The organism is Micromonospora halotolerans, from assembly GCF_032108445.1.
In the GTDB taxonomy this organism is placed as follows: Bacteria; Actinomycetota; Actinomycetes; order Mycobacteriales; family Micromonosporaceae; genus Micromonospora; species Micromonospora halotolerans.
Genome location: NZ_CP134876.1, coordinates 4,507,210 through 4,532,504, shown reverse-complemented (window position 1 = coordinate 4,532,504; position 25,295 = coordinate 4,507,210). Strand labels below are relative to the sequence as shown.

24 protein-coding genes and 1 tRNA gene are annotated in these 25,295 nt (G+C 71.8%); 11 read left to right on the top strand and 14 right to left on the bottom strand.

Annotation, left to right across the window (positions count from 1 at the left end):
• Nucleotides 1-62: 62 nt before the first annotated feature.
• The gene (gene rpsA / locus RMN56_RS21450; RefSeq protein WP_313719309.1) at nucleotides 63-1,550 is read right to left on the bottom strand and encodes a 30S ribosomal protein S1; all 1,488 of its coding nucleotides are present in this window, start codon (nucleotides 1,548-1,550) and stop codon (nucleotides 63-65) included.
• A gap of 372 nt (nucleotides 1,551-1,922) precedes the next feature.
• On the opposite strand from rpsA, the gene RMN56_RS21445 reads away from it, so the two are divergent.
• The 5 genes from RMN56_RS21445 to RMN56_RS21425 are packed head-to-tail and all read left to right on the top strand — an operon-like array spanning nucleotide 1,923 to nucleotide 4,654.
• Nucleotides 1,923-2,729: a class I SAM-dependent methyltransferase gene (locus tag RMN56_RS21445; protein WP_313719308.1), complete on the top strand. Its 807-nt coding sequence runs from the start codon at nucleotides 1,923-1,925 to the stop codon at nucleotides 2,727-2,729.
• 40 nt (nucleotides 2,730-2,769) lie between these two features.
• Complete coding sequence (locus tag RMN56_RS21440; RefSeq protein ID WP_313719307.1) at nucleotides 2,770-2,991, top strand: hypervirulence associated TUDOR domain-containing protein; 222 nt, start codon at nucleotides 2,770-2,772, stop codon at nucleotides 2,989-2,991.
• A complete protein-coding gene (locus RMN56_RS21435; protein ID WP_313719306.1) occupies nucleotides 2,978-3,406 on the top strand; it encodes a DUF3140 domain-containing protein in 429 nt (142 codons plus the stop codon). Before RMN56_RS21440 ends, RMN56_RS21435 begins: the two co-directional genes overlap by 14 nt.
• A 50-nt stretch (nucleotides 3,407-3,456) precedes the next feature.
• On the top strand, nucleotides 3,457-4,206 hold the full coding sequence (locus RMN56_RS21430; protein WP_313719305.1) for an SDR family NAD(P)-dependent oxidoreductase: 750 nt from the start codon (nucleotides 3,457-3,459) through the stop codon (nucleotides 4,204-4,206).
• A gap of 40 nt (nucleotides 4,207-4,246) precedes the next feature.
• Nucleotides 4,247-4,654 (top strand): MerR family transcriptional regulator, encoded by a 408-nt coding sequence (locus RMN56_RS21425; RefSeq protein WP_313719304.1) that lies wholly within the window; start codon nucleotides 4,247-4,249, stop codon nucleotides 4,652-4,654.
• Nucleotides 4,655-4,736: 82 nt separating this feature from the next.
• Here RMN56_RS21425 and polA read toward each other — a convergent pair whose 3' ends face one another.
• Complete coding sequence (gene polA, locus RMN56_RS21420) at nucleotides 4,737-7,436, bottom strand: DNA polymerase I (RefSeq protein ID WP_313719303.1); 2,700 nt, start codon at nucleotides 7,434-7,436, stop codon at nucleotides 4,737-4,739.
• A gap of 174 nt (nucleotides 7,437-7,610) precedes the next feature.
• Here polA and RMN56_RS21415 point away from each other — a divergent pair, with 174 nt between their 5' ends.
• Nucleotides 7,611-8,624 (top strand): RNA polymerase subunit sigma-70, encoded by a 1,014-nt coding sequence (locus RMN56_RS21415; RefSeq protein ID WP_313719302.1) that lies wholly within the window; start codon nucleotides 7,611-7,613, stop codon nucleotides 8,622-8,624.
• Nucleotides 8,625-8,705: 81 nt separating this feature from the next.
• Complete coding sequence (locus RMN56_RS21410; protein ID WP_313719300.1) at nucleotides 8,706-9,161, top strand: DUF6069 family protein; 456 nt, start codon at nucleotides 8,706-8,708, stop codon at nucleotides 9,159-9,161.
• Nucleotides 9,162-9,258: 97 nt separating this feature from the next.
• Here RMN56_RS21410 and RMN56_RS21405 read toward each other — a convergent pair whose 3' ends face one another.
• The 10 genes from RMN56_RS21405 to RMN56_RS21360 all read right to left on the bottom strand — a co-directional run bounded on the left by RMN56_RS21405 (nucleotide 9,259) and on the right by RMN56_RS21360 (nucleotide 18,983).
• Nucleotides 9,259-10,068, bottom strand: coding sequence for an amino acid ABC transporter ATP-binding protein (locus RMN56_RS21405; protein WP_313719298.1), 810 nt, complete (start codon nucleotides 10,066-10,068; stop codon nucleotides 9,259-9,261).
• Nucleotides 10,065-11,042, bottom strand: a complete 978-nt coding sequence (locus RMN56_RS21400) for an amino acid ABC transporter permease (RefSeq protein WP_313719297.1) — start codon at nucleotides 11,040-11,042, stop codon at nucleotides 10,065-10,067. The genes RMN56_RS21405 and RMN56_RS21400 overlap by 4 nt, the downstream gene beginning before the upstream one ends.
• A 3-nt stretch (nucleotides 11,043-11,045) precedes the next feature.
• On the bottom strand, nucleotides 11,046-11,954 hold the full coding sequence (locus RMN56_RS21395; protein WP_313719296.1) for an ABC transporter substrate-binding protein: 909 nt from the start codon (nucleotides 11,952-11,954) through the stop codon (nucleotides 11,046-11,048).
• A 23-nt stretch (nucleotides 11,955-11,977) separates the two neighbouring features.
• Nucleotides 11,978-12,688: an ABC transporter ATP-binding protein gene (locus tag RMN56_RS21390; protein WP_313719295.1), complete on the bottom strand. Its 711-nt coding sequence runs from the start codon at nucleotides 12,686-12,688 to the stop codon at nucleotides 11,978-11,980.
• Nucleotides 12,678-13,523: an ABC transporter ATP-binding protein gene (locus RMN56_RS21385; protein WP_376787214.1), complete on the bottom strand. Its 846-nt coding sequence runs from the start codon at nucleotides 13,521-13,523 to the stop codon at nucleotides 12,678-12,680. Before RMN56_RS21385 ends, RMN56_RS21390 begins: the two co-directional genes overlap by 11 nt.
• The gene (locus tag RMN56_RS21380) at nucleotides 13,516-14,655 is read right to left on the bottom strand and encodes a branched-chain amino acid ABC transporter permease (protein WP_313719294.1); all 1,140 of its coding nucleotides are present in this window, start codon (nucleotides 14,653-14,655) and stop codon (nucleotides 13,516-13,518) included. The genes RMN56_RS21385 and RMN56_RS21380 overlap by 8 nt, the downstream gene beginning before the upstream one ends.
• Nucleotides 14,652-15,602, bottom strand: a complete 951-nt coding sequence (locus tag RMN56_RS21375) for a branched-chain amino acid ABC transporter permease (protein ID WP_313724818.1) — start codon at nucleotides 15,600-15,602, stop codon at nucleotides 14,652-14,654. Before RMN56_RS21375 ends, RMN56_RS21380 begins: the two co-directional genes overlap by 4 nt.
• A 105-nt stretch (nucleotides 15,603-15,707) precedes the next feature.
• The gene (locus RMN56_RS21370; RefSeq protein ID WP_313719293.1) at nucleotides 15,708-16,868 is read right to left on the bottom strand and encodes a branched-chain amino acid ABC transporter substrate-binding protein; all 1,161 of its coding nucleotides are present in this window, start codon (nucleotides 16,866-16,868) and stop codon (nucleotides 15,708-15,710) included.
• Between the two features lie 256 nt (nucleotides 16,869-17,124).
• Nucleotides 17,125-18,309 carry a hypothetical protein gene (locus RMN56_RS21365; RefSeq protein WP_313719292.1) on the bottom strand — a complete coding sequence of 395 codons (1,185 nt, stop codon included), beginning with the start codon at nucleotides 18,307-18,309 and terminating at the stop codon, nucleotides 17,125-17,127.
• 53 nt (nucleotides 18,310-18,362) lie between these two features.
• Complete coding sequence (locus RMN56_RS21360; protein ID WP_151465483.1) at nucleotides 18,363-18,983, bottom strand: ANTAR domain-containing response regulator; 621 nt, start codon at nucleotides 18,981-18,983, stop codon at nucleotides 18,363-18,365.
• Nucleotides 18,984-19,087: 104 nt separating this feature from the next.
• Between RMN56_RS21360 and RMN56_RS21355 the strand changes: the two genes are divergently transcribed.
• Nucleotides 19,088-19,164: transfer RNA gene (locus tag RMN56_RS21355), tRNA-Leu, on the top strand.
• Between the two features lie 32 nt (nucleotides 19,165-19,196).
• Nucleotides 19,197-19,946 carry a helix-turn-helix domain-containing protein gene (locus tag RMN56_RS21350; protein WP_313719291.1) on the top strand — a complete coding sequence of 250 codons (750 nt, stop codon included), beginning with the start codon at nucleotides 19,197-19,199 and terminating at the stop codon, nucleotides 19,944-19,946.
• A 5-nt stretch (nucleotides 19,947-19,951) separates the two neighbouring features.
• Here RMN56_RS21350 and RMN56_RS21345 read toward each other — a convergent pair whose 3' ends face one another.
• Entirely contained in the window at nucleotides 19,952-21,127 is a 1,176-nt protein-coding gene (locus RMN56_RS21345; protein ID WP_313719290.1) for a trans-sulfuration enzyme family protein, read from the bottom strand.
• 83 nt (nucleotides 21,128-21,210) lie between these two features.
• Here RMN56_RS21345 and RMN56_RS21340 point away from each other — a divergent pair, with 83 nt between their 5' ends.
• Both RMN56_RS21340 and RMN56_RS21335 read left to right on the top strand, forming a co-directional pair.
• Complete coding sequence (locus tag RMN56_RS21340; protein WP_091320593.1) at nucleotides 21,211-21,690, top strand: Lrp/AsnC family transcriptional regulator; 480 nt, start codon at nucleotides 21,211-21,213, stop codon at nucleotides 21,688-21,690.
• Nucleotides 21,691-21,735: 45 nt separating this feature from the next.
• Nucleotides 21,736-22,746, top strand: coding sequence for an LLM class flavin-dependent oxidoreductase (locus RMN56_RS21335; RefSeq protein ID WP_313719288.1), 1,011 nt, complete (start codon nucleotides 21,736-21,738; stop codon nucleotides 22,744-22,746).
• A 167-nt stretch (nucleotides 22,747-22,913) separates the two neighbouring features.
• On the opposite strand, the gene RMN56_RS21330 is transcribed toward RMN56_RS21335, so the two are convergent.
• A complete protein-coding gene (locus RMN56_RS21330) occupies nucleotides 22,914-25,172 on the bottom strand; it encodes a rhamnogalacturonan lyase family protein (protein WP_313719287.1) in 2,259 nt (752 codons plus the stop codon).
• Nucleotides 25,173-25,295 lie beyond the last annotated feature (123 nt).

The following is a 25,295-nucleotide window of genomic DNA, read 5'->3' as shown; positions in this document are numbered from 1 at the left end:
GGGACGGGGCCCGTCAGCGACTGCGCCGGCCTCGGACGTGCCGAGGCGGTGTCGTCACCGGGTCACTTGCCGCCGGCGAGCTTCTCCCGCAGCGCGGCGAGCGCCTCGTCGGTGGCCAGCGTGCCGGCCGGCTCCTCGGCCTGACGGCTCGGGGCCGCGGTCGAGGTCGAGGTCGTGCCGGTCACGGCCGGGGCCGGGTTGGCAGCGGCCTCGGCGTCGGCGGCACGGGAGGTCTGCACCTGCTTGGTGTGGGCCTCCCAGCGCTGGCGCGCCTCGGCGTACTGCTGCTCCCACGCCTCGCGCTGCTTGTCGTAGCCCTCGAGCCACTCGCCCGTCTCCGGGTCGAAGCCCTCCGGGTAGATGTAGTTGCCCTGCTCGTCGTAGGTCGCGGCCATGCCGTAGAGGGTCGGGTCGAAGTGCTCCTCGCCCTCGACGAAGCCCTCGTTGGCCTGCTTGAGCGACAGCGAGATCCGGCGGCGCTCCAGGTCGATGTCGATGACCTTGACCATGACCTCGGAACCGACCTGCACGACCTGCTCCGGGATCTCCACGTGGCGCTCGGCCAGCTCGGAGATGTGGACCAGGCCCTCGATGCCGTCGTCCACCCGGACGAAGGCGCCGAACGGCACGAGCTTGGTGACCTTACCCGGCACGATCTGCTGGATCGCGTGGGTGCGGGCGAACTGCCGCCACGGGTCCTCCTGGGTCGCCTTCAGCGACAGCGAGACCCGCTCGCGGTCCAGGTCGACGTCCAGGACCTCGACCTCGACCTCCTGGCCCACCTCGACGACCTCGGACGGGTGGTCGATGTGCTTCCAGGAGAGCTCGGAGACGTGCACCAGGCCGTCCACGCCGCCCAGGTCCACGAACGCGCCGAAGTTGACGATCGAGGACACGACGCCCTTGCGGACCTGGCCCTTCTGCAGCTTGTTGAGGAACTCGGTGCGCACCTCGGACTGCGTCTGCTCGAGCCAGGCCCGGCGGGACAGGACCACGTTGTTGCGGTTCTTGTCCAGCTCGATGATCTTGGCTTCGAGTTCGCGGCCGACGTACGGCTGCAGGTCACGGACCCGCCGCATCTCGACGAGCGAGGCGGGCAGGAAGCCGCGCAGCCCGATGTCGAGGATGAGACCACCCTTGACGACCTCGATGACCGAACCGCGGACGACGCCGTCCTCGTCCTTGATCTTCTCGATCGTGCCCCAGGCCCGCTCGTACTGCGCCCGCTTCTTGGAGAGGATCAGGCGACCCTCCTTGTCCTCCTTCTGGAGGACCAGGGCCTCGATGTGGTCGCCGACCGAAACGACCTCGGCCGGGTCCACGTCGTGCTTGATCGACAGCTCCCGAGAGGGGATCACGCCCTCGGTCTTGTAGCCGATGTCGAGCAGGACCTCGTCCCGATCGACCTTGACGACGGTGCCTTCGACAATGTCGCCGTCGTTGAAGTACTTGATGGTCTCGTCGATCGCGGCGAGGAAAGCTTCCTCAGAGCCGAGGTCGTCGACGGTGACCTTGTTGGCGCTCGAGGTGGCCTCGATGCTGCTCGTCATGTGGGCGGTTGCTCCGGTCGGATGGGTTGTCACAGCAGGCGTGGGCGTCGCGGTGACTCAGTCCGCGCCAGCGGATCCGCCACCGGGCACACCGAACGATCGCCATCAGAAGATCATTAGTGGCTCCGGTGACCGCGCACCTGCTCCCTGCCGAGGCACACGATCCGCGAGCGCATCGTCTAGCCTACCCGCTGCATTACCACAGCGTGCAAGCCCTCCCGGGTCTCCTCGGGCTCGTCAGCTGCGAAAGCGGAGATTTCGCGCGGTAAGGTGCCACACCTGTCTCGTCCGTCACATCCGTCCCACCCGCCACGCCGTCGCCGGGAGCGGCCCGGCCGCCGCGCAACCCGTCCGTGGGCCTAGCGTGGGCGGGTGGACGACGACAGGGTGGCCCGGCGCCGGGTGGGCGCCGCCGAGGTACGCCGCGCCAACCGGGGCTGGTGGGACGCCGACGCCGACGCCTACCAGGCCGAGCACGGCGCGTTCCTCGGCGAGGTGGACTTCGTGTGGTGCCCGGAGGGGCTGCGCGAGGCCGACGCCCGGCTGCTCGGCGAGGTGACCGGCCGGCGGATCCTGGAACTCGGCTGCGGCGCGGCCGCCGCCGCCCGCTGGCTCGCCGCGCAGGGCGCCCGGCCGGTCGCCCTGGACCTGTCCGCCGGCATGTTGCGCCACGCCGCCGAGGCCGCCGCCCGGACCGGCGTACGCGTGCCGCTCGTGCAGGCCGACGCCCTCGCCCTGCCGTTCGCCGACGCCGCCTTCGACACGGTGTGCACGGCGTTCGGCGCGATCCCGTTCGTGGACGACTCGGCGGCGGCGATGCGGGAGGTGGCGCGGGTGCTGCGCCCGGGCGGCCGGTGGGTCTTCTCGGTCACCCACCCGATGCGCTGGATCTTCCTGGACGACCCGGGCGAGGGCGGGCTGACCGCCGTGCACTCCTACTTCGACCGCTCCCCCTACGTCGAGCAGGACGAGCACGGCGCGGCCACCTACGTCGAGCAGCACCGCACGCTCGGCGACCGGATCCGCGAGCTGGTCGGCGCCGGCTTCCGCCTGCTGGACCTCGTGGAACCGGAGTGGCCGGCGGGGCACGAGGGGATCTGGGGGCAGTGGAGCCCGCTGCGCGGCCGGCTCTTCCCCGGCACCGCCATCTTCGTGGCGGAGAAGCCGGCCGCCGGCTGAGCCGCCGTTTCCGCCCGCCGGCCCCGGGTAACCGGACGGCATGGCCGAGAAGGAGGAGTTCCGCCGGGGCGACCACGTCTCCTGGGCCAGCCACAGCGGCCGGGCGCACGGGGTCGTCAGGGAGAAGCTCATCGACCGCACGCACGTGCGCGGGCACGCCGTGAACGCGTCGCCGGAGGAGCCGCAGTACCGGATCCGCAACGACGACTCGGGCCGCGACGTCGCCCATCGACCGGAGGTGCTGCGCCGTGAGCCGAGGTGACGACCCGCAGCAGACCTACCGGGAGTTCACCGACGCGGTGAACATGAAGCCGGGTGAACTCCAGCAGTGGTTGGAGACCGACGAGTCCAAGCACGTCGGCTGGCGGAAGGGCACCCGGGGCGGCGAATCGGTGGGCCACGAGTCCGGCCGGCGGATCATCGACCTGCTGCGCCGCAAGCGCGACCAGCTCACCGCCGCCGACTACAAGCACATGCGCAAGGTCGTCGGGTACGTCCGGCGCCACATGGCCCAGCGACCCAGCGGCGACGTGCGCCGGACCCGGTGGCGGTACTCCCTCATGAACTGGGGCCACGACCCGGTGAAGGGGCCGCTCCCGCCGCCCGGCGGCCCGTCGCGCAAGGCCCTCGAACGCCACGGCGCCCCACCGAAGGAACGCCGGGGACCGGGACGTTGACGGCGGCCGCTTGACCCTGCCACTAACGGCAGGGTCGGACGATCGGCGGCATGAACGACGAACAGCAGCGGGTCGTGGTGGTCACCGGCGCGGGCACCGGCATCGGCCGGGCCACCGCCCGCGCCTTCGCCGGCGCGGACGCCCGCGTCCTCGCCGTCGGCCGGCGCGCCGCGCCACTGACGGAGACGGCTGCCGGCCACCCCCTGATCACCCCGGTCACCGCCGACGTGACCGACGACGACGCGCCGGCCCGGGTGGTCGGCGCCGCCCTCGACCGGTACGGCCGGCTCGACGTGCTGGTCAACAACGCCGGGATCGCCGGCGGTGGCCCGCTCGCCGGGCTGGACGAGCCCGCGGCCCGCCGCCAGCTCGACACGAACCTGCTGGCGCCCGTCCGGCTGGCGCACGCGGCGGTCGAGCCGCTGACCGCGAGCCGCGGCGTGATCGTGAACGTCACCACCACCGTCGGCCAGCGCGCCTGGCCGGGCAGCTCCGTGTACGCGGCCGGCAAGGCCGCCCTCGACTCGCTGACCCGTAGCTGGGCCGTGGAGCTGGCCCCGCACGGCGTGCGGGTGGTGGCGGTGGCACCCGGCGCGATCGACACGCCCATCGGCGAACACCAGGGCCTCTCCCCCGACCAGCGCGCCGCGGTACGCCGCTGGCAGCTCGACCACACTCCCCTGGGACGGATCGGCCGGCCCGACGACGTAGCCTGGGCCATCCTGCGGCTCAGCGACCCGGGGGCGGCCTTCGTCACCGGCGTGGTGCTGCCGGTGGACGGCGGCGCCCTGGTCGCCTGACGGGCGGGCGCGGGGGACGGGGCGGGACGGAGGCGGGCGCGTGAGGATCGGCGAGTTGGCGAAGGTCACCGGCTGCACCCCGCGCGCCCTGCGGCACTACGAGGAGCAGGGGCTGATCGCCGCGACGCGGGCGGCGAACGGCTACCGCGAGTACGACGACGCGACGGTCACCCGGGTGCGCAACATCCGGCACCTGCTCGGCGCCGGGCTGACCCTGGACGACGTCCGGGTGTTCCTGCCCTGCCTGGACGGGGACGTGGCCGCCGCGCCGCCCTCCCCGGCCGGACTGCGGGTGGGGCGGGAGCGGCTGGCCGTGCTGGACGCCCGGATCGCCGCGCAGCTGGCGGTGCGGGACCGGCTCGCCGCCGCCCTACGCGACGCCGCCGCCACCCCGGCCACCGACGACGACCCGCGGCCGGGAACGGGCCGCACCCTCATCAGCTCATAGCCCTCGACGCCGGGAGAACCCGGCCGGGTGCCGTTCGGGGCGAACGGCACCCGGCCGAGGTGCCCGAGTCTCGGCGCGCCGGTCAGTGGTCGGCGCTGTTCCAGTCGCGGCCCTCGCCGACGGAGACCTCCAGCGGCACGGAGAGCGGGTGCGCCCCGCCCATCTCCCTGCGCACCAGCGCCTCCAGGGTCTCCCGCTCGCCCGGGGCGACCTCGAAGACCAGCTCGTCGTGCACCTGGAGCAGCATCCGGGAGCGCAGCCCGGCGTCGCGCAGCGCGGTGTCCACGCGCAGCATGGCGACCTTGATGATGTCGGCCGCGGAGCCCTGGATGGGGGCGTTGAGCGCCATCCGCTCGGCCATCTCCCGGCGCTGCCGGTTGTCGCTGACCAGGTCCGGCAGGTAGCGGCGGCGGCCCAGGATGGTGGAGGTGTAGCCGTCCTGCCGGGCCCGCGCCACCACCTCCTGGAGGTAGTCGCGCACCCCGCCGAAGCCGGCGAAGTAGTTCTCCATCAGCCCGCGCGCCTCCTCGGCGGTGATCCCGAGCTGCTGGGACAGGCCGAACGCGCTCAACCCGTACGCCAGGCCGTAGTTCATGGCCTTGATCTTGCGGCGCTGGTCGGCGGTGACCTGGTCGACCTCGACGGTGAAGACCGAGGAGGCGGTGGCGGCGTGGAAGTCGTGCCCGGAGTTGAACGCCTCGATCAGCGCGTCGTCGGAGGACAGGTGCGCCATGATCCGCATCTCGATCTGGCTGTAGTCGGCGGTGAGCAGGCACTCGTAGCCCTCGCCGACCACGAAGGCGCGCCGGATCCGCCGCCCCTCCTCGGTGCGGATCGGGATGTTCTGCAGGTTGGGCTCGGTCGAGGAGAGTCGGCCGGTGGCCGCCACCGTCTGGTTGAAGGTGGTGTGGATCCGGCCGTCGTCGGAGACCGACTTGAGCAGCCCGTCGACGGTCATCTTGAGCTTGGCGACGTCGCGGTGGCGCAGCAGGTGCTCGAGCACCGGGTGCGGGTTCTGCGCGTAGAGCCACTGGAGGGCGTCCGCGTCGGTGGTGTAGCCGGTCTTGATCTTCTTGGTCTTGGGCAGGCCCAGCTCACCGAAGAGGATCTCCTGGAGCTGCTTGGGCGAGCCCAGGTTGAACTCCCGCCCGACCGCCGCGTAGGCGCCCTGGGCGGCGGCCTTCACCTCGGCGGCGAAGTGCGCCTCCAGCTCGGAGAGGTAGTGGGTGTCGGCCGCGATGCCGGTGCGCTCCATGGTGGCCAGCACCCGCATGAGCGGCAGCTCGACGCCGACCATCAGCCGGGCGGACTGCTCGCCGTCGCGGGACAGCTCGGCGTCGATCGCGTCGGCCAGGTCGAGGGTCGCGCGGGCCTGGAGCATCAGGTTCTGCTCGGCCGCCTCGTCGTCGCCGAGCCCGTCGAGGGTGAGCTGGCCGCTCTGCGGCGCGTCGACCCGCAGCTCCCGGTGCAGATAGCGCAGCGCCAGGTCGGTGAGGTCGTAGGAGCGCTGGTCGGGCCGGGCCAGGTAGGCGGCGATCTGGGTGTCGCGGGAGATGCCCTGCAGGTCCCAGCCGTGCGCGGCGAAGGCCAGCACGGCCGGCTTGCTGTCGTGCAGCACCTTGGGGCGGGCCTCGTCGGCGAGCCAGCCGGCCAGCGCGGCCTCGTCGTCGGCCGCCAGCAGCGCGGGGTCGAACCAGGCGCCCGCGCCGTCGACGGTGGCCAGCGCCATGCCGGTCACCGCGGCGGTGTGCCGGCGGTTCGGGCCGGTGTCGAGCTTGACCGCCAGGCCGACCGGGGTGCCGGCCGGGGCGTGCGTGGCCAGCCAGCCGGCGAGCGCACCCGGCTCGGTGAGCACCTGCCCGGCCAGCTCGAAGCCGGCCTCGGCCTCCGGCTCGACGGCCTCCAGGTACTGGTAGAGCCGGTCGCGCAGGATGCGGAACTGGAGGGTGTCGAACACCTGGTGCACGGCCTCCCGGTCCCAGCCCTGCCAGCGGGCGTCCTCCGGACGCACCGGCAGCTCCAGGTCGGTGACCAGGCAGTTGATCTCGTAGTTGCGGATCACGTCGGCGAGCCGCTCGCGGAGGCTGTCGCCGGCCTTGCCCTTGATCTCGTCGGCCCGGGCGACCACACCCTCGACCCCGTCGTAGAGGTTGATCCACTTGGCGGCGGTCTTCGGGCCGACGCCGGGGACGCCGGGGAGGTTGTCGCTGGTCTCGCCGACCAGGGCGGCCAGGTCGCGGTAGCGGCCGGGACCGACGCCGTACTTCGCCTCGACCGCGGCCGGGTCCATCCGGGCCAGGTCGGAGACGCCCTTGCGCGGGTAGAGCACGGTGACCCGGTCGCCGACGAGCTGGAAGGCGTCCCGGTCGCCGGTGGTGATCAGCACGTCCATGCCCTGGTCGCGGGCCTGGCAGGCGAGGGTGGCGATGACGTCGTCGGCCTCGTAGCCCTCCTTCTCCACCACCGGGATGCGCAGCGCCGCGAGGACCTCCTTGACCAGGCTGACCTGGCCCTTGAAGTCGGTCGGGGTCTCGCTGCGGCCGGCCTTGTACTCCGCGTACTTCTCGGTGCGGAAGGACCGGCGGGAGACGTCGAAGGCGACCACGATGTGGCTGGGCTGCTCGTCGCGGAGCACGTTGATCAGCATCGAGGTGAAGCCGTAGACGGCGTTGGTCGGCTGCCCCGTGGTGGTGGAGAAGTTTTCCACCGGCAGGGCGAAGAACGCCCGGTATGCCAGGGAATGTCCGTCGACGAGGAGCAGGCGCGGCGTCGTAGCTGTCACGGCAGCGACTCTAGTCCGTGGGCCCGACGAACTGCGCTTCGCGCCGAGCGTGGTGCGCCACGGCCGACGTCCCGCTGGGCACATATTGAGCATTTCCCAGCCGATGGTGATGAGTTGTGGCGCCCGCACCCGTCACACCTGTGACGGGACACGACGCGGCGGAAGGATGACGTGATGGGTGCGGAAACGCGGCTGGAGGAGCTGGGCGTGGGCGGTCTGGGTGGGAGCGGGCTCGGCGAGGTCGACGAGCCGGCGTTCTCGGGGCTGGCGCAGCGGCACCGGCGGGAGCTGCACGTGCACTGCTACCGGATGCTCGGGTCGTTCGAGGACGCCGAGGACGCCGTGCAGGAGACGTTCCTGCGTGCCTGGCGCCGGCGGGAGACCTTCGAGGGGCGGTCGACGTTCCGGGCCTGGCTGTACCGGATCGCCACCAACGCCTGCCTGGACCTGCTCGCCAGGTGCCGCCCGGATCCCGCGACCGGCGGCGAGGTCCCGTGGTTGCAGCCCTACCCGGACCGGCTGCTCGACGAGGTGCCCGCGGGTGACGCGGACGAGCCGGAGGCCGTCGCCGTCGCGCGGGAGACGATCGAGCTGGCGTACCTGGTCGCGGTCCAGCACCTCGCGCCGCGCCCGCGGGCCGTGCTGATCCTGCGGGACGTGCTGGGCTGGCCGGCGAAGGACGTCGCCGAACTGCTCGGCGACTCGGTCAACTCGGTGAACAGCGCGCTGCAGCGGGCCCGCGCCGGCATGCGGGCGCACCTGCCCGCCGAGCGGCAGGACTGGACCGGCGGCGAGGAGGATGCCGGGACGCGCGAGCTGGTGCGCCGCTTCACCGACGCGAGCGTCGCCAAGGACATCGACGGTCTCGCCGCCATGCTGCGGGACGACATCCGCTGCTCGATGCCGCCCACCCCGGGCCTGCACGTCGGCCGCGACGCGGTGGTGAACGACTGGATCGGGGACGGTTTCGCGGACCTGGGGCGGCTGCGCTGCGTCCGCACGTCCGTCAACCGGCAGCCCGCCGCCGCCTTCTACCTCTGGCGGGAGCAGGAGGGCGCGTACCTGCCGCTGACGATCGACGTCCTGCGCATCACCGGCGGCGCGATCACCGAGATCACCATCTTCCACGACGACCAGTTCCCGCGGCTCGGGCTGCCGGAGCGCCTGCCGGCCGACGGCACGGAGTAGTCCCGGTGTGGACGCTCGCGCCGCGCGGTGGCGCGCGTCGCGGTGGCCCGTACGCCAGTTTCCGATGGATGGAGGAACGACATGAGCACCATGACTGACACCGGGGGCGTCGCAGGTCCGGCACCGGGCCGGACCAGACGCCGCCACCGACTCCGCGGGCTCGCCGTCACCGGCCTCGTCGCCACGCTCGCCGCGATGGTGGCCACCACCCTCGCCGCCGCGCTCGCCCGGGCCGTCGGCGTCGACTTCGAGATCCCCGACGGTGGCGAGGCGATCCCGTTGTCCGGGTTCGCCGTGGTGACCGGCTTCTTCTCGGTCGTGGGCATCGCCATCGCCGCCGCACTCCTGCGGTGGAGCGCCCGCCCGGCCCAGCGATTCGTGTGGACGGCGGTGTCGCTGACCGCGATCTCGTTGGTCCCGCCCCTCCTCTCCGGGGCGAACACCGCCACCACCGCCGCGCTGCTCGGGCTGCACCTCGTCCCCGCGGCGGTGATGATCCCCACCCTGGCGCGCAGCCTCCACACCCGGACCGGTTGACGATCCGGCGCAGGTGGGTGCCGATCCGGTGGGGCCGCGGCGACCGCCCGCGACGCCGGCCGGAGGAGGTCCTCCGGCCGGCGTCGCGGCGGCGGGCTCAGAGAACCTTGGCCAGGAACGCCTTGGTCCGCTCGTGCTTCGGGTCCGCGATCACCGCACGCGGATCGCCCTGCTCGACGACGACACCGCCGTCCATGAAGACCAGCGAGTCGCCGACCTCCCGCGCGAAGCCGATCTCGTGGGTCACCACGATCATCGTCATGCCGTCGCGGGCCAGGTCCTTCATCACGTCGAGCACCTCGCCGACCAGCTCCGGGTCGAGCGCGCTGGTCGGCTCGTCGAACAGCATGAGCTTCGGCTGCATGGCCAGGGCCCGGGCGATCGCCACCCGCTGCTGCTGCCCGCCGGAGAGCTGACCGGGGTACGCCTGGAGCTTGTCGCCCAGCCCCACCCGCTCCAGCAACTGGGCGGCCCGGTCCCGGGCCTCGGCCTTCCTGGCCCGTCCCACCAGCACCGGCGCCTCGACGATGTTCTGCAGCACGGTCATGTGCGGGAACAGGTTGAACCGCTGGAACACCATGCCGATCGGCCGGCGCTGTGCGGCTACCTCCTTCTCCCGCAGCTCGTGCAGCTTGCCGCCGTGCTCGCGGTAGCCGATCAGCTCGCCGTCCACCCAGATGCGGCCGGCGTTGATCTTCTCGAGGTGGTTGATGCAGCGCAGGAAGGTCGACTTGCCGGAGCCGGACGGCCCGAGCAGGCAGCACACCTCCCCGGCGCGCACCTCCAGGTCGATGCCCTTGAGCACCTCCAGGGGCCCGAACGACTTGTGCACCTGCTCGGCCCGGACCATCGGACCCGACTCCGTCGCGGACCTGCCGGCCTGGGCCGGCACCGTCACCTCGGTCATACGCCCCCTGCCCCTCCGGTGTTGCGGCCCCAGACACCGAAGCCCTGGAGCGTGCTCTTCGCCTCGGCGCTGCGCCCGAAGCCCCGGCCGAAGCGCCGCTCCAGGTAGTGCTGGCCGACGAGCAGCACGCTGGTCAGCACCAGGTACCACAGGGTGGCCGCCACGAGCATCGGGAAGACCTGGAAGGTCCGGTTGCCCACCGCCTTGAGCTGGAAGAACAGCTCCATCGACACCGGCACGAAGGCGACCAGAGAGGTGTCCTTGAGCATCGCGATCGTCTCGTTGCCGGTCGGCGGGACGATCACCCGCATGGCCTGCGGCAGCACGATGCGGCGCAGGATCTGCCCACGGCTCAGGCCCAGCGCCTGGGCGGCCTCGGTCTGGCCCTCGTCCACCGACTGGATGCCGGCACGGACGATCTCCGCCATGTACGCGGCCTCGGACAGGCCGAGCGCCAGCATGCCCGCGACGAAGCCGGTGAGGATCTCCACGGCGGAGAAGCCGAACAGCCGGGCCTCGAAGTTGTCGATGCCGAACAGGGCACCGATCTGCCGGTCGAAGGGCAGTCCGAACTCGATGCGGGCCCAGAGGATGCCCAGGTTGCCGAAGAGGATCGCCAGCACCAGCCGGGGCACCGCCCGGAAGAACCAGGTGTAGACCCAGGAGACGCCGCGCAGGATCGGGTTCTCCGACAGCCGCATGATCGCGATGACGATGCCGAGTCCGACACCGATCAGCATCGACGTCACGAGCAGCAGGATGGTGCCACGCAGGCCGTCGACGATCGGCGGCCGGAACATCTCGTCGACCATGAACGCCCAGTTGAAGGCCTTGTTCGTGACCAGCATGTGCACGAACATGGCCGTCAGCACGGCGATCACGGCCACCGCGAGCCAGCGCCCGGGGTGCCGGACGGGCACGGCCTTGATGGGTTCCGGCCGTGCCCGTCCGGGTGTCTCAGTGTCGACCGACATCGGTCAGACCGACGGGTTGACTTCAGCGGTGGTGACGGCACCGCCGTCGACGCCCCACTTCTGCAGGGCGGCCTTGTAGCTGCCGTCGGCGATGACCGCCTGGACGGCCTCCTTGAGCACGTCGGCGAAGGCCTGCTGGTCCTTCTTCACCGCGTAGCCGTACGGGGCCGACTCGTAGATGTCGCCGAGCAGCTGCAGCGCGTCGTTGCTCTGCTTGACCGCGTACGCGCCGACCGGGGAGTCGGCGAGCATGGCGTCGTCCTTGCCGCTGACCACGGCGGCGGTCGCGTCGCTCTGCGCCTGGTACTGGTCGATCTTGATGGCCGGCTTGCCGGCGTCGGTGCACTTCTTCGACCGCGCGGTGATGTCGTCGAGCTGCACGGTGCCGACCTGCACGGCGATCTTCTTGCCGCAGGCGTTCTCCACGTCGACGCCGGCCGGGTTGCCCTTCTTCGTCGCCCACTGGGTGCCGGCGGAGAAGTAGCTGACCATGTTGACGCTCTTGAGCCGCTCGGCGTTCACCGTGAACGACGAGACGCCGACCTCGTACTTGCCGGAGTCGACGCCGGGCAGGATCGCGTCGAACGGCGCCGACTCGTACTGCGCCTTCAGGCCGAGCTTCTGGGCGACGGCGTTGAACAGCTCGACGTCGAACCCGATGACGGTCTTGCCGTCGGCGTCGAGGAACTCCGCCGGCGCGTACGTCGAGTCGGTGCCGACCTTGATGACACCGTCGGCCTTGATGGCGTCCGGCACCTTGGCGGCCAGGTTCGAGTCGGCGGAGGCCGTCACCGACGGGCCGGCGCCGGGCTGGTCCGACTCCTTCTCACCGCAGGCGGCCAGCGACAGCAGCAGGACGGCCGCGCCGGCGACGCCGAAGGCCGCCCGCCGACCGACATTGAGGTTGTGCATGGTTGTGCTCCTTGTCGAGGGGGTCAGGCCACGCCGAGGTAGGCCTCTTTGACCGAGGGGTCGTGCAGCAGGTCGGCGCCGGTGCCGCTCTTGACGATCCGGCCGGTCTCCAGCACGTACGCCCGGTGCGCGCGCGCCAGGGCCTGCTGGGCGTTCTGCTCCACCAGCAGGATGGTGGTGCCCTGCTGGTTGATCTCCGTGATGATGGTGAAGATCTGCTGGATGAGCATCGGCGCGAGGCCCATCGACGGCTCGTCGAGCAGCAGCAGCTTCGGCCGGCTCATCAGCGCCCGGCCGACCGCGAGCATCTGCTGCTCACCGCCGGAGAGGGTGCCGCCGGCCTGCTTGCGCCGCTCGGCCAGCCGCGGGAACAGGTCCAGCACCCGCGCCAGGTCCTGCGCGATGCCGGCCTTGTCCCGCCGGGTGTAGGCACCCATGTCGAGGTTCTCCAGCACCGTCATACCGGGGAAGATGCCCCGGCCCTCGGGGGCCTGGCACAGCCCGCGCCGGACCCGGAGGTCGGCCCGGAGCTTGGTGATGTCCTCACCGGCGAACTTGATCGAGCCGGAGGCGACCGGCCGGATGCCGGAGATGGCCCGCATGGTGGTGGACTTGCCGGCGCCGTTCGCGCCGATCAGCGCGACGATCTCGCCCTCGTCCACGGTCAGGCTGATGCCGTGCAGCGCCTGGATCCGCCCGTAGAGCAGGCTCACGTCCTCGATCTCAAGCAGCATCGTCCGGCACCCCCAGGTACGCCGCGATCACCTTCGGGTTGTCCCGCACCTCGGCGGGCAGCCCCTCGGCGATCTTCTTCCCGAACTCCAGGACCACGAGCCGGTCGGTCACGCCCATCACCAGGCGCATGTCGTGCTCGATCAGCAGCACCGTCACGCCGGTGTCGCGGATCTGCCGGATGAGCTGGAGCAGTTCCTCCTTCTCCGCCGGGTTGAAGCCGGCGGCCGGCTCGTCCAGGCAGAGCAGCACCGGGTCGGTGGCCAGCGCCCGGGCGATCTCCAGCCGCCGCTGCTCCCCGTACGACAGGTTGCGGGCGAACTCGTGCATCCGGGACCGGATGCCGACGAACTCCAGCAGGCGCTCGGCCTTCTCCCGCCCCTCGCGCTCCTCCTTCCAGTGCCGCGGCAGCCGCAGCAACGCGGAGATCACGCTGGTCTTGTGGTGCGTGTCCGCGCCGACCTGGACGTTCTCCAGCGCGGTCATCTCCGGGAAGAGCCGGATGTTCTGGAACGTCCGGGCCATGCCCATCCGGGTGATCTGGTGGCGCTTCTTGCCGCTGACCTTCTCGCCCCGGAACCGGATCTGACCCTCGGAGGGCTGGTAGATGCCGGTCATAGCGTTGAAGCAGGTGGTCTTGCCCGCGCCGTTGGGCCCGATGAGCCCGAGGATCTCGCCCTTGTAGAGGGTGAAGTCCACGTCGTTGAGGGCCACCACGCCGCCGAAGCGCAGCGTGACGTGGTCGACCTCCAGCAACGGCTCGCGCGGGTCCACCGTCTCGACGGCGGGCGCCTCCGCCTGGGCCGGAACGGCCGGGGTCTGCTCGGTGTCACTCACCGACGATCACCTCCTTGCGACGGTCCTTGAACTCCGCCGCTCGTCGCCGGTTCGGGATCAGGCCCTGCGGCCGGAAGATCATCATCACCACGAGCACCAGGCCGAAGAACAGGAACCGGTACTCGTACAGCTCGATGCCGAACAGCTCGATGCCGCGGAACCGCTCGATCATGTACGCCACCAGGCCGCCGCCGACCATCGCGCCGACGATGTTGCCCGAGCCGCCGAAGATGACCGCGGCCAGGATGATGATCGAGTTGAGCAGCTCGAAGTTCTGCGAGTTGACGAAGTTCTGCTTACCGGCGAACAACGCCCCGGCCAGACCGGCGATCGCCGCGCCGGAGGCGAACGCCCACAGCTTGAACTTGAACGTCGGCACACCCATCAGCTGAGCCGCGTCCTCGTCCTCGCGGATCGAGATCCAGGCCCGGCCGACCCGGCTGTGGGTCAGGTTCCGCACCCCGATCACCACCAGGATGATCAGCGTGAGCACCAGCCAGTAGTAGGGGCGGGCATCGAGCACGCCGAAGAACGGCCGGCCGTCGGCGTACTTGCCCGGCGGGTGCGGGATCTCGCTGAAGCCGCGCTGCCCCTTGAGGAACGGGGAGCTGACCGCCGCGATCCGGATCATCTCGGCGAAGCCGAGCGTCACCAGCGCCAGGTAGTCGCCGCGCAGGCGCAGCGTGGGCGTGCCCAGCATGACGCCGGAGACCATGGTCATGGCGATCGCGATGGGCACCACCAGCAGCCACGGCCACAGCGTCTTGAGGTTGCTGCTCGGCGACGTCAGCACCGCGACCGTGTAGGCCCCGACCGCGAAGAAGCCGAAGTAGCCGAGGTCGAGCAGACCGGCGAAGCCGACCACGATGTTGAGCCCGACCGCCAGCAGCACATAGATCGAGACGGTGAAGAGCACCTGGGTGAAGTTCGCCCCGGGCGTCGGGATCGGCCCGAGGTACTGGTAGAACTCCTTGTTCGGCAACGCGTAGAAGAACACGATGACCGCGGCCAGCAGGACCCAACGCACCCAGCGCGGAGCGTGGTGCCAGCGCTCGGAGATCGCCTCGCGGCCGTGTCGCAGCTTGTCCACCGCCGTCTCCCGCCGCTCCGGCGGGTCAATGGTGGTCGTCATGCGCGTGCCCTCCCCAGTGATTCGCCGAGCAGACCGGTCGGGCGGAACATCAGCAGCACGACCAGCACCGCGAAGGCGGCGAAGTCCTTCCACTGACTGCCGAACAGGCCCGAGGCGTAGTTCTCCACGACGCCCAGCAGCAGGCCGCCGATCAGCGCGCCGCGCAGGTTGCCGATGCCGCCGAGCACCGCCGCGGTGAACGCCTTGAGGCCCAGCAGGAAGCCGACGCTGTAGGTCAGCGTCTGGATCCGCACGTCGTAGAGCAGGCCCGCGACGCCGGCCATGGTGCCGCCCGCGATGAAGACCATCAGGATGATCCGGTCCTTGTTGACGCCCATCAGGGCCGCCGTGTTGGCGTCCTGGGCCACCGCCCGGATGCCGCGACCGGTGCGGCTGCGGTTGATGAACTGGTCCAGCGCGAACATCATCACCAGCGCGGCGCCGATCGTGAGCAGCTGCACGGCGTCGATCGGCACGCCCGCGATGTGAAACAGCGGCTTCGCGCTGACCAGCTGCGGCGCGCCCTCCGGCAGGCGGCGGGTGTAGACGCCGAACGCCTCGGAGATGGCGATCGAGGCACCGATCGCGGTGATCAGGAACGCGAGCGCCGGCGCGTTGCGCTTGCGCAACGGCCGGTACGCCACCCGCTCGATCACCGTAGCGGTGCCGGCCGAGGCGATGGCGGCCACGATCATCGCCACCAGCAGATAGAACAGGATCGAGCCCACGCCGCTGACCTGGGAGTTCTGGTCGAGACCGAAACCGTTCCAGGTCCAGATCGCGGCGAACGCGCCCGCGATGAACACCTCGGAGTGGGCGAAGTTGATGAGCCTGAGCACGCCGTAGACCAGCGTGTAGCCGAGCGCGACCAGGGCGTAGATCGCACCCTGTGTCAGGCCGGTCGTGGTGAGTTCCCCGAAGTTGGAGAACAGTCCGTCGAAGTTCAAGGGAGGGACGCTCCGTCGCTCAAGAGAAAAAGGGGTGCGGCCGGGAGCCAGCTCCCGGCCGCACCCGCGATCACTACTCAATCGCCAGTCACAGCGATCGACCGATCAGGCCTTGGGGATCTCCTGGTCCGGGACGACCTTGCCGCCCTGCACCTTGAACGCCCACACCTTGACCTGCGCCGGGTCCAGCTCGCCGCCCTCGACGAACTTGTAGCTGGCGGCCACGCCCTCGCCGCTGTAGCCCTTCACGAACTCCAGCAGGCCGGCACGGGTGGTCTTGCCGGCCTTGATGCCCGCCAGCAGGATGTTCGCCGCGTCGTACGCGGTGTCGCTGTAGGTGCCCGGGTCGGTGCCGTGCAGGGCCTTGTAGTCGGCGCCGAAGGTGCCGCGGGCCTCGGTGGACGGCTGGCAGGGGCAGGTGAGGATGGTGCCCTCGGCGGCGGCCGCACCGGCGGAGGTGATGTAGGCGCCGTCGTTCACGCCGTCGCCGGCGACCAGCGGGGCGGTGACGCCGGCAGCGGTGAGCTGCTTGCGGATCAGGCCGGCCTCCTGGTAGTAGCCGCCGTAGAAGACCGCCTTGACGTTCGCGGCCTTGACCTTGGTGACCACACCGGAGAACTCGGTCTGCTTGCCCTCGCCCTGGACCTTGTCGCTGCCCACGACCGAGCTGCCGAGCACCTTCTTGACCTCGTCGGCCAGACCCGCACCGTACGCCGACTGGTCGTCGATGACGTAGACCCGGTCGGCCTTGATCACGTTCTTGATGTAGACGCCGGCGGCGGGGCCCTGGCTCAGGTCGTTGCCGACCGCGCGGAAGAAGGTCTTCCAACCCTTCTTGGCCAGGGTCGGGTTGGTCGCGGAGGGGGTGATGGTGACCAGACCGGCCTCGTTGAACAGCGGACCGGCGGCCTCCGACTCACCCGAGTAGGCCGGACCCACGACACCGAGGATCTTGGTGTCGTCGATCGCCTTCTGGGCCAGTCCCGGCGCCTGGTCCGGGCTGCCCTGCGAGTCGAGCTCGGCGAGCTCCACCTTGCAGTCGGCGTTCTCCTTGTTGTACTTCTCGACCGCCAGCTTGGCGCCGTTCTTCTCATTGATGCCCAGCGCGGCCGAGCTACCGGTCAGCGCGCCGAAGAAAGCGATCTTGCTCCCGCAGGCGCTGCCCCCGGACGCCTCCTCGTCGCTGCCGCTGGAACAAGCGGTACCGCCGGCAACGAGCGCCAGCATGGCGACCCCGCCGATCACGCGTGCGAGCTTCTGCCTCAAGGCCCGAACCCTCCTCCGTCCATGGTCCGAACCACCCGCTGCTGATTGGCACTTGCAGGGCGGACGAACCAGACCGTCGTCGCCGGTCTGGGCCGGGACGTTATCCCACCCCGAGCGGTGGCGTAAGACCTGGAAAGCGGGGTTGACCGAACCGTTACACGCCGTGGCGGATTCCCGACGGTTCCCGTAAGAACAGAAGGCGCCGGGGAACTTTCACCGAGGTTTCATCGGTAACGGGTCAACCCGCTGCCACCCGCTACTCATCGACGTCCGGCAACATCGCCCACCAGGCACGGGAGCTTTCCCCGTCGTCGGCGACCACCAGAAGCCCGGCACCGCCGGCGGCCACCGCCAGGGCGGCGTCACCGCGGTCCGGCACCGCCGCCGGCACGATCACGGGCCGCCACGACACACCGCCGTCACCCGAGACCCACAGCCGCCGATCGGCGCCGTCCCCGGTCGCCGCGACCAGCCGCCCGCCCGAGGCCACCAGGCCCGTCACCGACAGCACACCGGGACCGGCCGCGCCGAACCCGCCGACCCGCCGCCACTGCTCCGGCCGGCCCGCTGGCGCCCGCCACACCGCGAAGCCGCCGCGCACCGGACCCACCGCCGTCGGCTCGCCGTCCCGCAGCACCACCCGCTCCGCCGCCCCGCCGGAGTCCGCAGGCAGCGCCGCCCGCCGCCACGACCGGCCGTCCACCGACGAGAAGGCCAGCGGAGTCAATGCCGTGCCACCCGCAGGCAAGAGCGACCCCACCACCAGCCAGCCCGAACCCACCGCCGCCGCGTCGTACGCCGCCGTCCGCCCCCGGCCGTCGCCGGCCAGCTCCGGCAGCCCCTCGCGCACCACGAACCCGCCGGCGTCCGGCGACGTCCACACCGCCGCCCCGTCCGTCCGCGCCCCAGCGATCAACCAGCCCCCCGGCCCGGCCGCCAGCCGCCCCGCGCTCACCGCGCGCGGCCCGCCGAACAACTCGAACCCCGCCGGCACCTCCCGCAACGGCCCGCCCGGACGCCACGACCAGGATCCGGTACGCGGATTGCCGTGCACGCCACCGGTCTTCGCCCCGAGCGCCGCCATCCCGTCGTCGCGGCACGCCACCGCGTAGAGCACGTGCTGGCGGCCGTAGAACGTCTGCGCCCGCACCGGCAGCGCCGACCAGGACAGCCCGTCCGAGCTGGACCACGCCGCCGGCCGGGTCTCCCCCGCGCCGTCCACGAGCCCGCCGACCGCATACCAGCGGCCCGCGCAGTGCGCCGCGTCACGCAGCAGCGGCCGCCCCGCGGCGCCCGCCGGAACGGGCAGCTCGACCGCCCGCCAGGCCGGGCGCACCGGCGCCGGCTCGGCCGGCCGCTCGGGCACCGACCGGCAGGCGGCCAACAGCACCGCGACACCGGCCACCACGGCGAGGACCGACCTCGGGTGCGGGAGCGGCATGGATCCGATCTTATCGATCGGCCGCCGTACCCGGCGGGCCCGAGACCTGACGGTCAGGAGGCCGGCTGCGCCACCTCGCCGCCGGCGGTCTCGGCGAGGATCCGCTCGGCGACCTCCTTCATGGTCATCCGGTGGTCCATGGCCGTGCGCTGGATCCACTTGAACGCCTGCGGCTCGGTCATCCCGTACGTCGTCATGAGCGCGCCCTTGGCCCGCTCGACGGTCTTGCGGATCTCCAGCCGGTCGGTGAGGCCGGCGACCTCCGCCTCCAGCGCCGCGATCTCCGAGTAGCGCGACAGCGCGATCTCCACGGCCGGCACCAGGTCGCTCTTCTGGAACGGCTTGACCAGGTAGGCCATCGCGCCCGCCGCGCGCGCCCGCTCGACCAGGTCGCGCTGGCTGAACGCGGTCAGGATGATCACCGGGGCGATCCGGGCGCCGGCGATCCGCTCGGCGGCGGCCAGCCCGTCCATGATCGGCATCTTGATGTCGAGGATGACGAGGTCGGGCTTGAGCTCCTCGGCCAGCTTGACGGCGGTCTCGCCGTCGCCGGCCTCGCCGACCACCTCGTAGCCCTCTTCCACCAGCATCTCAGCCAGGTCCAGCCGGATGAGCGCCTCGTCCTCGGCGATCAGAACGCGCTTGCGCTCGGCATCCGCCTGCATCTCGGCCACGAGCCACTCCCACCAGTCTGAGCCCGACACCCGACCTGCCGGGTGTCGCCGCCCTTAGCGTAGTGGGTAACCTATGCCACGACGCGAGAGCGTCGGGCGAGCCTGTCCCCGTATTCCAATCGGCAGAGAAGCGGAGCTCAAACCTCCGACAGTGTGGGTTCGAGTCCCACCGGGGACACCAAAAGTGTCGTACGGGCGTTCGAAGATGACACGGTGCATCCACCCGAGATACGCGCCCGAGCACGGCAGGCTTTGCTGTCCGGGGCCACCATCGCCGAGGCGGCCCGCAGCGTCGGCCTCAACTACCGCACCGTGTGGCACTGGTGCCGGGACCGCCCCTCCCCTGCGGTTCAGGGCACCGCGCTGCGATGTTTCCGCTGTCGCAAGGATGTCGATGTTCCGACAGATCCCGCCGCTTACGCCTACCTCCTCGGCCTTTACCTGGGCGACGGCCATCTGGTGACCACCGCGCGAGTGCCGGTGCTCCGCATCTCTTGCAGCAACAGCTGGCCCGGCCTGATCAGCGCCTGCGACGATGCCATGCGGGCGGTGCTGGCGGAGAAGGTGCAGCGCGTCCCGCAACGGGGCTCCGTCAATGTCCAGAGCTACGGCACCCACTGGCCGTGTCTGTTCCCTCAGCACGGGCCCGGCAAGAAACACGAGCGCCCGATCGTCCTGGCCGACTGGCAGCGAACCATTGTCGAGGCGCACCCGGGCGACTTCCTCCGCGGCCTGTTCCACTCCGACGGCTGCCGGATCGCCAACCGGGTCGTGGTCCGCGGTAAGGAATACGTCTACCCGCGCTACCTGTTCACCAACGAGTCGGCCGACATCATGGGCCTCTGCCAGTGGGGCCTCGACCTGCTCGGCATCGCCTGGCGGATGAACCGCCGCAACTCGCTGTCGGTGGCGCGGCGGGACGCGGTGGCGGCGCTGGACCGCCACGTCGGCCCGAAGTCCTGACCCCGTCAGATGACGGCCAGCGCCTGCGCCAGGTCGGCGCGCAGGTCCTCCGGGTCCTCGAGCCCGACGGAGAGGCGCAGCAGCCCGCCGCACGGCTTGGCGTCGCCCTCGACCGGCCGGTGGGTGAGCGAGGCCGGGTGCTGGATGAGGGTGTCCACGCCACCGAGCGACACGGCGTGGGTGATGAGCCGGCAGGCCCCGGCGACGGCGGCCGCGGCGGGGGCACCGCCGCGCACCTCGAAGGCGAGCAGGCTGCCGGGGCCGGCCATCTGCCGGCCGACGAGTCCGGCGGGGTCCCCGACGCTGGGGTGGTGCACCCGGGCGACGGCGGGGTGGTCGGAGAGCCAGGCGGCGAGTTTCTCGGCGCCGGCCTGCTGGGCGCGGACCCGGAGCGGCAGGGTCTGCAGGCCGCGGTGCAGGAGGTAGGCGCCGAGCGGGTGCAGGACGGCGCCGGTGACGGCGCGGACCTGGCGCAGCCGGGCGGCCCATTCGGGGGCGCAGGCGACGACGCCGGCGAGGACGTCGCCGTGGCCGCCGATGCTCTTGGTGGCGCTGTGCAGCACGAGGGCGGCGCCGTGCCGGGCGGGTTGCTGGAGCACCGGGGTGGCGACGGTGTTGTCGACGAGCAGCGGGACGTCGCCGGCGGCGGTGGCGAGGGCGGCGATGTCGACCAGGTCGAGGGTGGGGTTGGCCGGGGTCTCGACGACGACCAGGGCGGTGTCGGGGCGGATCGCGGCGGCGACCTCGTGGGGCCGCGCCCAGGTGACCTCGGTGCCGAGCAGGCCGGTGGCGAGCACGTGGTCGGTGCCGCCGTAGAGGGGGCGGACGGCGACGACGTGCCGTTTCCCGTCGCGGGTGGCGGCGAGCAGCGTGGCGGTGAGGGCGGCCATGCCGCTGGCGAAGGCGACGGCTTCGGCGGTGCCTTCGAGCTGGGCGAGGGCGGTCTCGAAGCGGGCGACGGTGGGGTTCCAGAGCCGCTGGTAGACGGCGCTGCCGCCGGCGGGGAGGGTGCCGCCGGTGGCGAGGGTCTCGTAGGCGTCGCCGCCGTCGGCCACGGAGGGCAGCGGGTTGGTGGTGGAGAAGTCGATGGGCGGCACGTGGACGCCGAGGCCGGCGAGGTCCTCGCGCCCGGCGTGCACGGCTGCGGTGTCCACGGTTGTCATGGCGGAAGCGTCGAACATGAGGTCGCCGCCAGGCAAGAGGAGCGAAGAAGATTCTGCCCCGGGCCCTTCCTAGGGAGGGAAGTTCGGGGAAGGATGTCCGCATGCCTGTCGCACCGAATGATGTACGGCCGTTCGCGGCGCTGGACGACACCGACCGCGCGATCCTGGCCGAGCTGGCGGCGGACGGCCGGTTGCCGAACAACGCCCTCGCCGAGCGGGTGGGGGTGGCCCCGTCGACCTGCCTGACGCGGACGCGGGCGTTGCGCGAGTGCGGGGCGATCCGGGGGTTCCACGCCGAGGTGGACCCGGCGGCGGTGGGGCTGCCGTTGCAGGCGCTGGTGTCGGTGCGCCTGGCGGCGCACGAGCGGGCGGCGGTGGACGCGTTCCGGGCCCGGTCGGTGCGGCTGCCGGGGGTGGTGTCGGTGTTCCACGTGGCGGGCGCGGAGGACTACGTGCTGCACGTGCGGGCGGCGTCCGGGGACGCGCTGCGGGACTTCGTGCTGGACCATCTGGCGGTGGATCCGGCGGTGCAGCACACCCAGACGAGTCTGATCTTCGAGCAGGCGCGCGGCATGGGCTGACGCACCGGGGGAACAAATCCGGCGTCCCGCGGGTTGATCACTGTCGTGATCGACGTACCCCTGTCTGTTCTTGATCTTGCTCCGGTGGCCGCCAGCGGCAACGCCGGTGAGGCCCTGCGCCACACCACCGAGCTGGCCCGCCGCACCGAGGAGCTGGGCTACCGCCGGTTCTGGGTGGCCGAGCACCACAACATGCCCGCGATCGCCAGCTCCGCGCCGGCGGTGCTGCTGGCGCACCTGGCGGCGCACACCTCGACGATCCGGCTGGGCTCCGGCGGGGTGATGCTGCCCAACCACGCGCCGCTGGTCGTGGCGGAGCAGTTCGGCACCCTGGAGGCGTTGCACCCGGGCCGGATCGACCTGGGCATCGGCCGCGCGCCGGGCACCGACCAGGTGACCGCGCTGGCGCTGCGCCGGAGCATGGAGGGGCTGTCGGCGGAGCACTTCCCCCGTGAGCTGGCCGACCTCATGAACTACTTCAGCGGGGCGGAGCCGGGCCCGATCACCGCGACCCCGGGCCGCGGGCAGTCGCCGGAGGTGTGGCTGCTCGGGTCGAGCGGGTTCAGCGCCCAGCTGGCCGGGCTGCTCGGGCTGCCGTTCTCCTTCGCGCACCACTTCAGCGCGCAGAACACCATCCCCGCGCTCCAGCTCTACCGGCAGAGCTTCCGGCCGTCGCAGTGGCTGGAGCGGCCGTACGCGATGGTGGCCGTCAACGCGGTCTGCGCGGAGACCGACGAGCGGGCCGAGTGGCTGGCCGGTCCGGCCGGGTTGTCCTTCCTGAAGCTGCGGTCGGGTCGGCCGGAGCCCCTGGTCAGCCCGGAGGAGGCGGCGGCCTACCCGTACTCGGAGTTCGAGCGGGAGTTCGTGGTGCAGCGCCGGGAGGGCCAGGCGACCGGTTCGCCGGAGACGGTGGCCCGGCAGCTCGGCGGGCTGCTGGAGCGCACCGGCGCCGACGAGCTGATGCTGACCACGATGGTCTACGACGTGGCCGACCGGGTGCGCTCGTTCGAGCTGATCGCCGAGAAGGTGGCCGGTGGCCTGCGCCGGAAGGGCTGAAACACGCTCGTCATAGCCACGTCACCCCACCGTCGCGCGGAGCGCATAGCTTTGGTGCCGGTGGTGGTACGGCATTCCCGGTCGGGACGGGTCGGGGGTGCTGCGGTGTGGTGCACCGGGTCGCCGGCTCCGCGGATTCCGCGGCCGGCGACCCGGTGCCTGCGTGTTCAGCGAAGGTAGATGTTCGGCGCGGGAGGGGTGCCCATGCCGTCGCCGAGGTGGAAGCCGGGGTGCGGCGGCTGGTTGTAGGCGGTGTTCTGCCAGGCGACGGCGACCCGGTACTGCGGGTCGTGCATGAGCGTCGGCAGGCGCAGGCCGGTCGGCGTGGGAGTGCTGTAAATGCGCAGCGCCGTGCTGTCGCTGGTCCGCCAGACCACCTCCTCCCGCCAGTCACCGAGGATGTCGCCGGACAGCGCCGGGGTGGCCTTGGTGCCGTTGTTCGCCGCGACGCCGCTGCCGGTGAGCAGGCGGGTGTCGCCGCCGGTGCCGTACCTGTCGATCCGGGTGCCGTCGAGCAGTTCGCGCACCGGGTCGCCGTCCCACCAGGCGAGGAAGTTCGCCGAGGACGGCTTGCGGCCGACGTTCTGGCCCCGGGTGTTGAGCAGGCCGTCGACGGCGGAGGACCAGGACTCGGCGCCGGGGCTGCCGGCCCAGACGTCGTCGGAGACGCCGCGGCCGTTGTCGCCGTTCGGGGCGGTCTGCCAGAGCACCTGTCCGGTGCGCGCGTCGGCCATCCAGGAGCTGGGCTTGCTGCCGTCCTCGTCGACCTTGAAGACCTCCAGCCCGGCGCGGGCCGGGTCGAGGTCGCCGACGTGCATCGCGTCCCCGTGGCCGTTGCCGGTGGACCACAGCAGCCGGCCGTTGTCGTCGATGGCGGCGGCCCCGTACACGATCTCCTGGCGGCCGTCGCCGTCCACGTCGGCCACCGACAGGTTGTGGTTGCCCTGGCCGGCGGCGGCGCCGTTGCCGCTGGCGTTCGAATCGAAGGTCCACCGCTTGCGGAGGGTGCCGTCGCGGAAGTCCCAGGCGGCGATCACCGCGCGGGTGTAGTAGCCACGGGCCATGATCAGCGAGGGGCGCTGCCCGTCGAGGTAGGCGGTGGCGGCGAGGAAGCGGTCGACCCGGTTGCCGTAGGAGTCGCCCCAGGAGGAGACGGTGCCGCGCGGCGGGTCGTAGTCGACGGTGGACAGCGCGGCGCCGGTGCGGCCGTCGAACATGGTCAGGTACTCGGGTCCGGCGAGCACGTAGCCGCTGGAGTTGCGGTGGTCGGCGGACGACGAGCCGATCACCTGGCCGGTGCCGGATCGCGTGCCGTCGGCGGTCTTCGCGGCCACCTCGGCGTCGCCGTCACCGTCGTAGTCGTACACCTGGAACTGGGTGTAGTGGGCGCCGGCGCGGATGTTGCGGCCCAGGTCGACCCGCCACAGCCGGGCGCCCGCGAGGGTGTAGGCGTCGAGGTAGACGTTGCCGGTGTAGCCGGACTGGGAGTTGTCCTTGGCGTTGGACGGGTCCCACTTGAGGACGAACTCGTAGCGGCCGTCGCCGTCGAGGTCGCCGACGCCGGCGTCGTTCGCGGAGTAGGTGTAGGCCTCCCCGGTCGGGGTGGTGCCGCCGGGCGGGGCCTGGATCGGCACGTCCAGGTAGCCGTTCGGGAACTGCAGCGCCGGGGTGGAGGCCGCCTGCTCGGCGCCGTTCACCACGGCCCGCACGGTGTACGCCGACCCGGCGGCCGCGCCGCTGTCGAGCCAGCTGGTGGCGCCGGTGATCGGGGTGCTGTTGACCCGGGTGGCGCCCCGGTAGAGGTTGAACGACACCCCGGCGGTCTCGGTGCCGAGCAGCCGCCAGGAGACCAGGTTCCCGCTGCCCGAGCGGACGCTGACCAGCCCCCGGTCGAGCTTCTCCATCTGCTTCGCACCGGCCGGCGGGGTGGTGGGCGTCGGGGTCGGTGTCGGGCTCGGCGAGGTGGGCGGCGGACTGGTGGGCGGGGCGCTGGTGGGCGCGGTCGCGCCCGTGCAGGCGGTGCCGTTGAGCGCGAAGGTGGCCGGTGCGGGGTTGCTGGCGTCGTTCCAGGAGCCGTTGAAGCCGAAGGTGGCCGTGCCGCCGGTGCCGAGCCCGGCGTTCCAGCCGGCGTCGCGGGCGGTGACCTGGGCGCCGGACTGGCTGACCGTGGCGTTCCAGGCCTGGGTGACCTGCTGGCCGGCGGTGAAGCTCCAGGTGAGCGTCCAGCCGGTCACCGGGTCGCCGAGGTTGGTGACGGTGAGGTCGGCGCCGAAGCCGCCGCCCCACTGGTTGGTGATCCGGTAGTCGACTCGGCAGCCGGTGGCCGCCGCGGCGGCGCTCACCGTGCCGAGGGCGCCGGCCACGAGGATGGCGGCCGAGGCCGCGGCGAGCAGCGCGGTCCGGCGGCGCGGGATGAAGGGGTGCACGTGGGGATGCCTTTCGCGGAGGTCAGGCACGCGACGGACGCGCCGGCCTGCCCGGACCGGCGGAGTGGGTACGCCCGCGCTTGACGTGACGGGGAGGCGTCATCGATCGACGCCGGTACTGAG

Bases quoted from the DNA above. Each gene is read 5' to 3' on its own strand.
- rpsA (WP_313719309.1), bottom strand. From the start codon at position 1,550: ATGACGAGCAGCATCGAGGCCACCTCGAGCGCCAACAAGGTCACCGTC.
- RMN56_RS21440 (WP_313719307.1), top strand. From the start codon at position 2,770: ATGGCCGAGAAGGAGGAGTTCCGCCGGGGCGACCACGTCTCCTGGGCC.
- RMN56_RS21430 (WP_313719305.1), top strand. From the start codon at position 3,457: ATGAACGACGAACAGCAGCGGGTCGTGGTGGTCACCGGCGCGGGCACC.
- RMN56_RS21415 (WP_313719302.1), top strand. From the start codon at position 7,611: ATGGGTGCGGAAACGCGGCTGGAGGAGCTGGGCGTGGGCGGTCTGGGT.
- RMN56_RS21410 (WP_313719300.1), top strand. From the start codon at position 8,706: ATGAGCACCATGACTGACACCGGGGGCGTCGCAGGTCCGGCACCGGGC.
- RMN56_RS21405 (WP_313719298.1), bottom strand. From the start codon at position 10,068: ATGACCGAGGTGACGGTGCCGGCCCAGGCCGGCAGGTCCGCGACGGAG.
- RMN56_RS21400 (WP_313719297.1), bottom strand. From the start codon at position 11,042: ATGTCGGTCGACACTGAGACACCCGGACGGGCACGGCCGGAACCCATC.
- RMN56_RS21395 (WP_313719296.1), bottom strand. From the start codon at position 11,954: ATGCACAACCTCAATGTCGGTCGGCGGGCGGCCTTCGGCGTCGCCGGC.
- RMN56_RS21390 (WP_313719295.1), bottom strand. From the start codon at position 12,688: ATGCTGCTTGAGATCGAGGACGTGAGCCTGCTCTACGGGCGGATCCAG.
- RMN56_RS21380 (WP_313719294.1), bottom strand. From the start codon at position 14,655: ATGACGACCACCATTGACCCGCCGGAGCGGCGGGAGACGGCGGTGGAC.
- RMN56_RS21365 (WP_313719292.1), bottom strand. From the start codon at position 18,309: ATGCCGCTCCCGCACCCGAGGTCGGTCCTCGCCGTGGTGGCCGGTGTC.
- RMN56_RS21345 (WP_313719290.1), bottom strand. From the start codon at position 21,127: ATGTTCGACGCTTCCGCCATGACAACCGTGGACACCGCAGCCGTGCAC.
- RMN56_RS21340 (WP_091320593.1), top strand. From the start codon at position 21,211: ATGCCTGTCGCACCGAATGATGTACGGCCGTTCGCGGCGCTGGACGAC.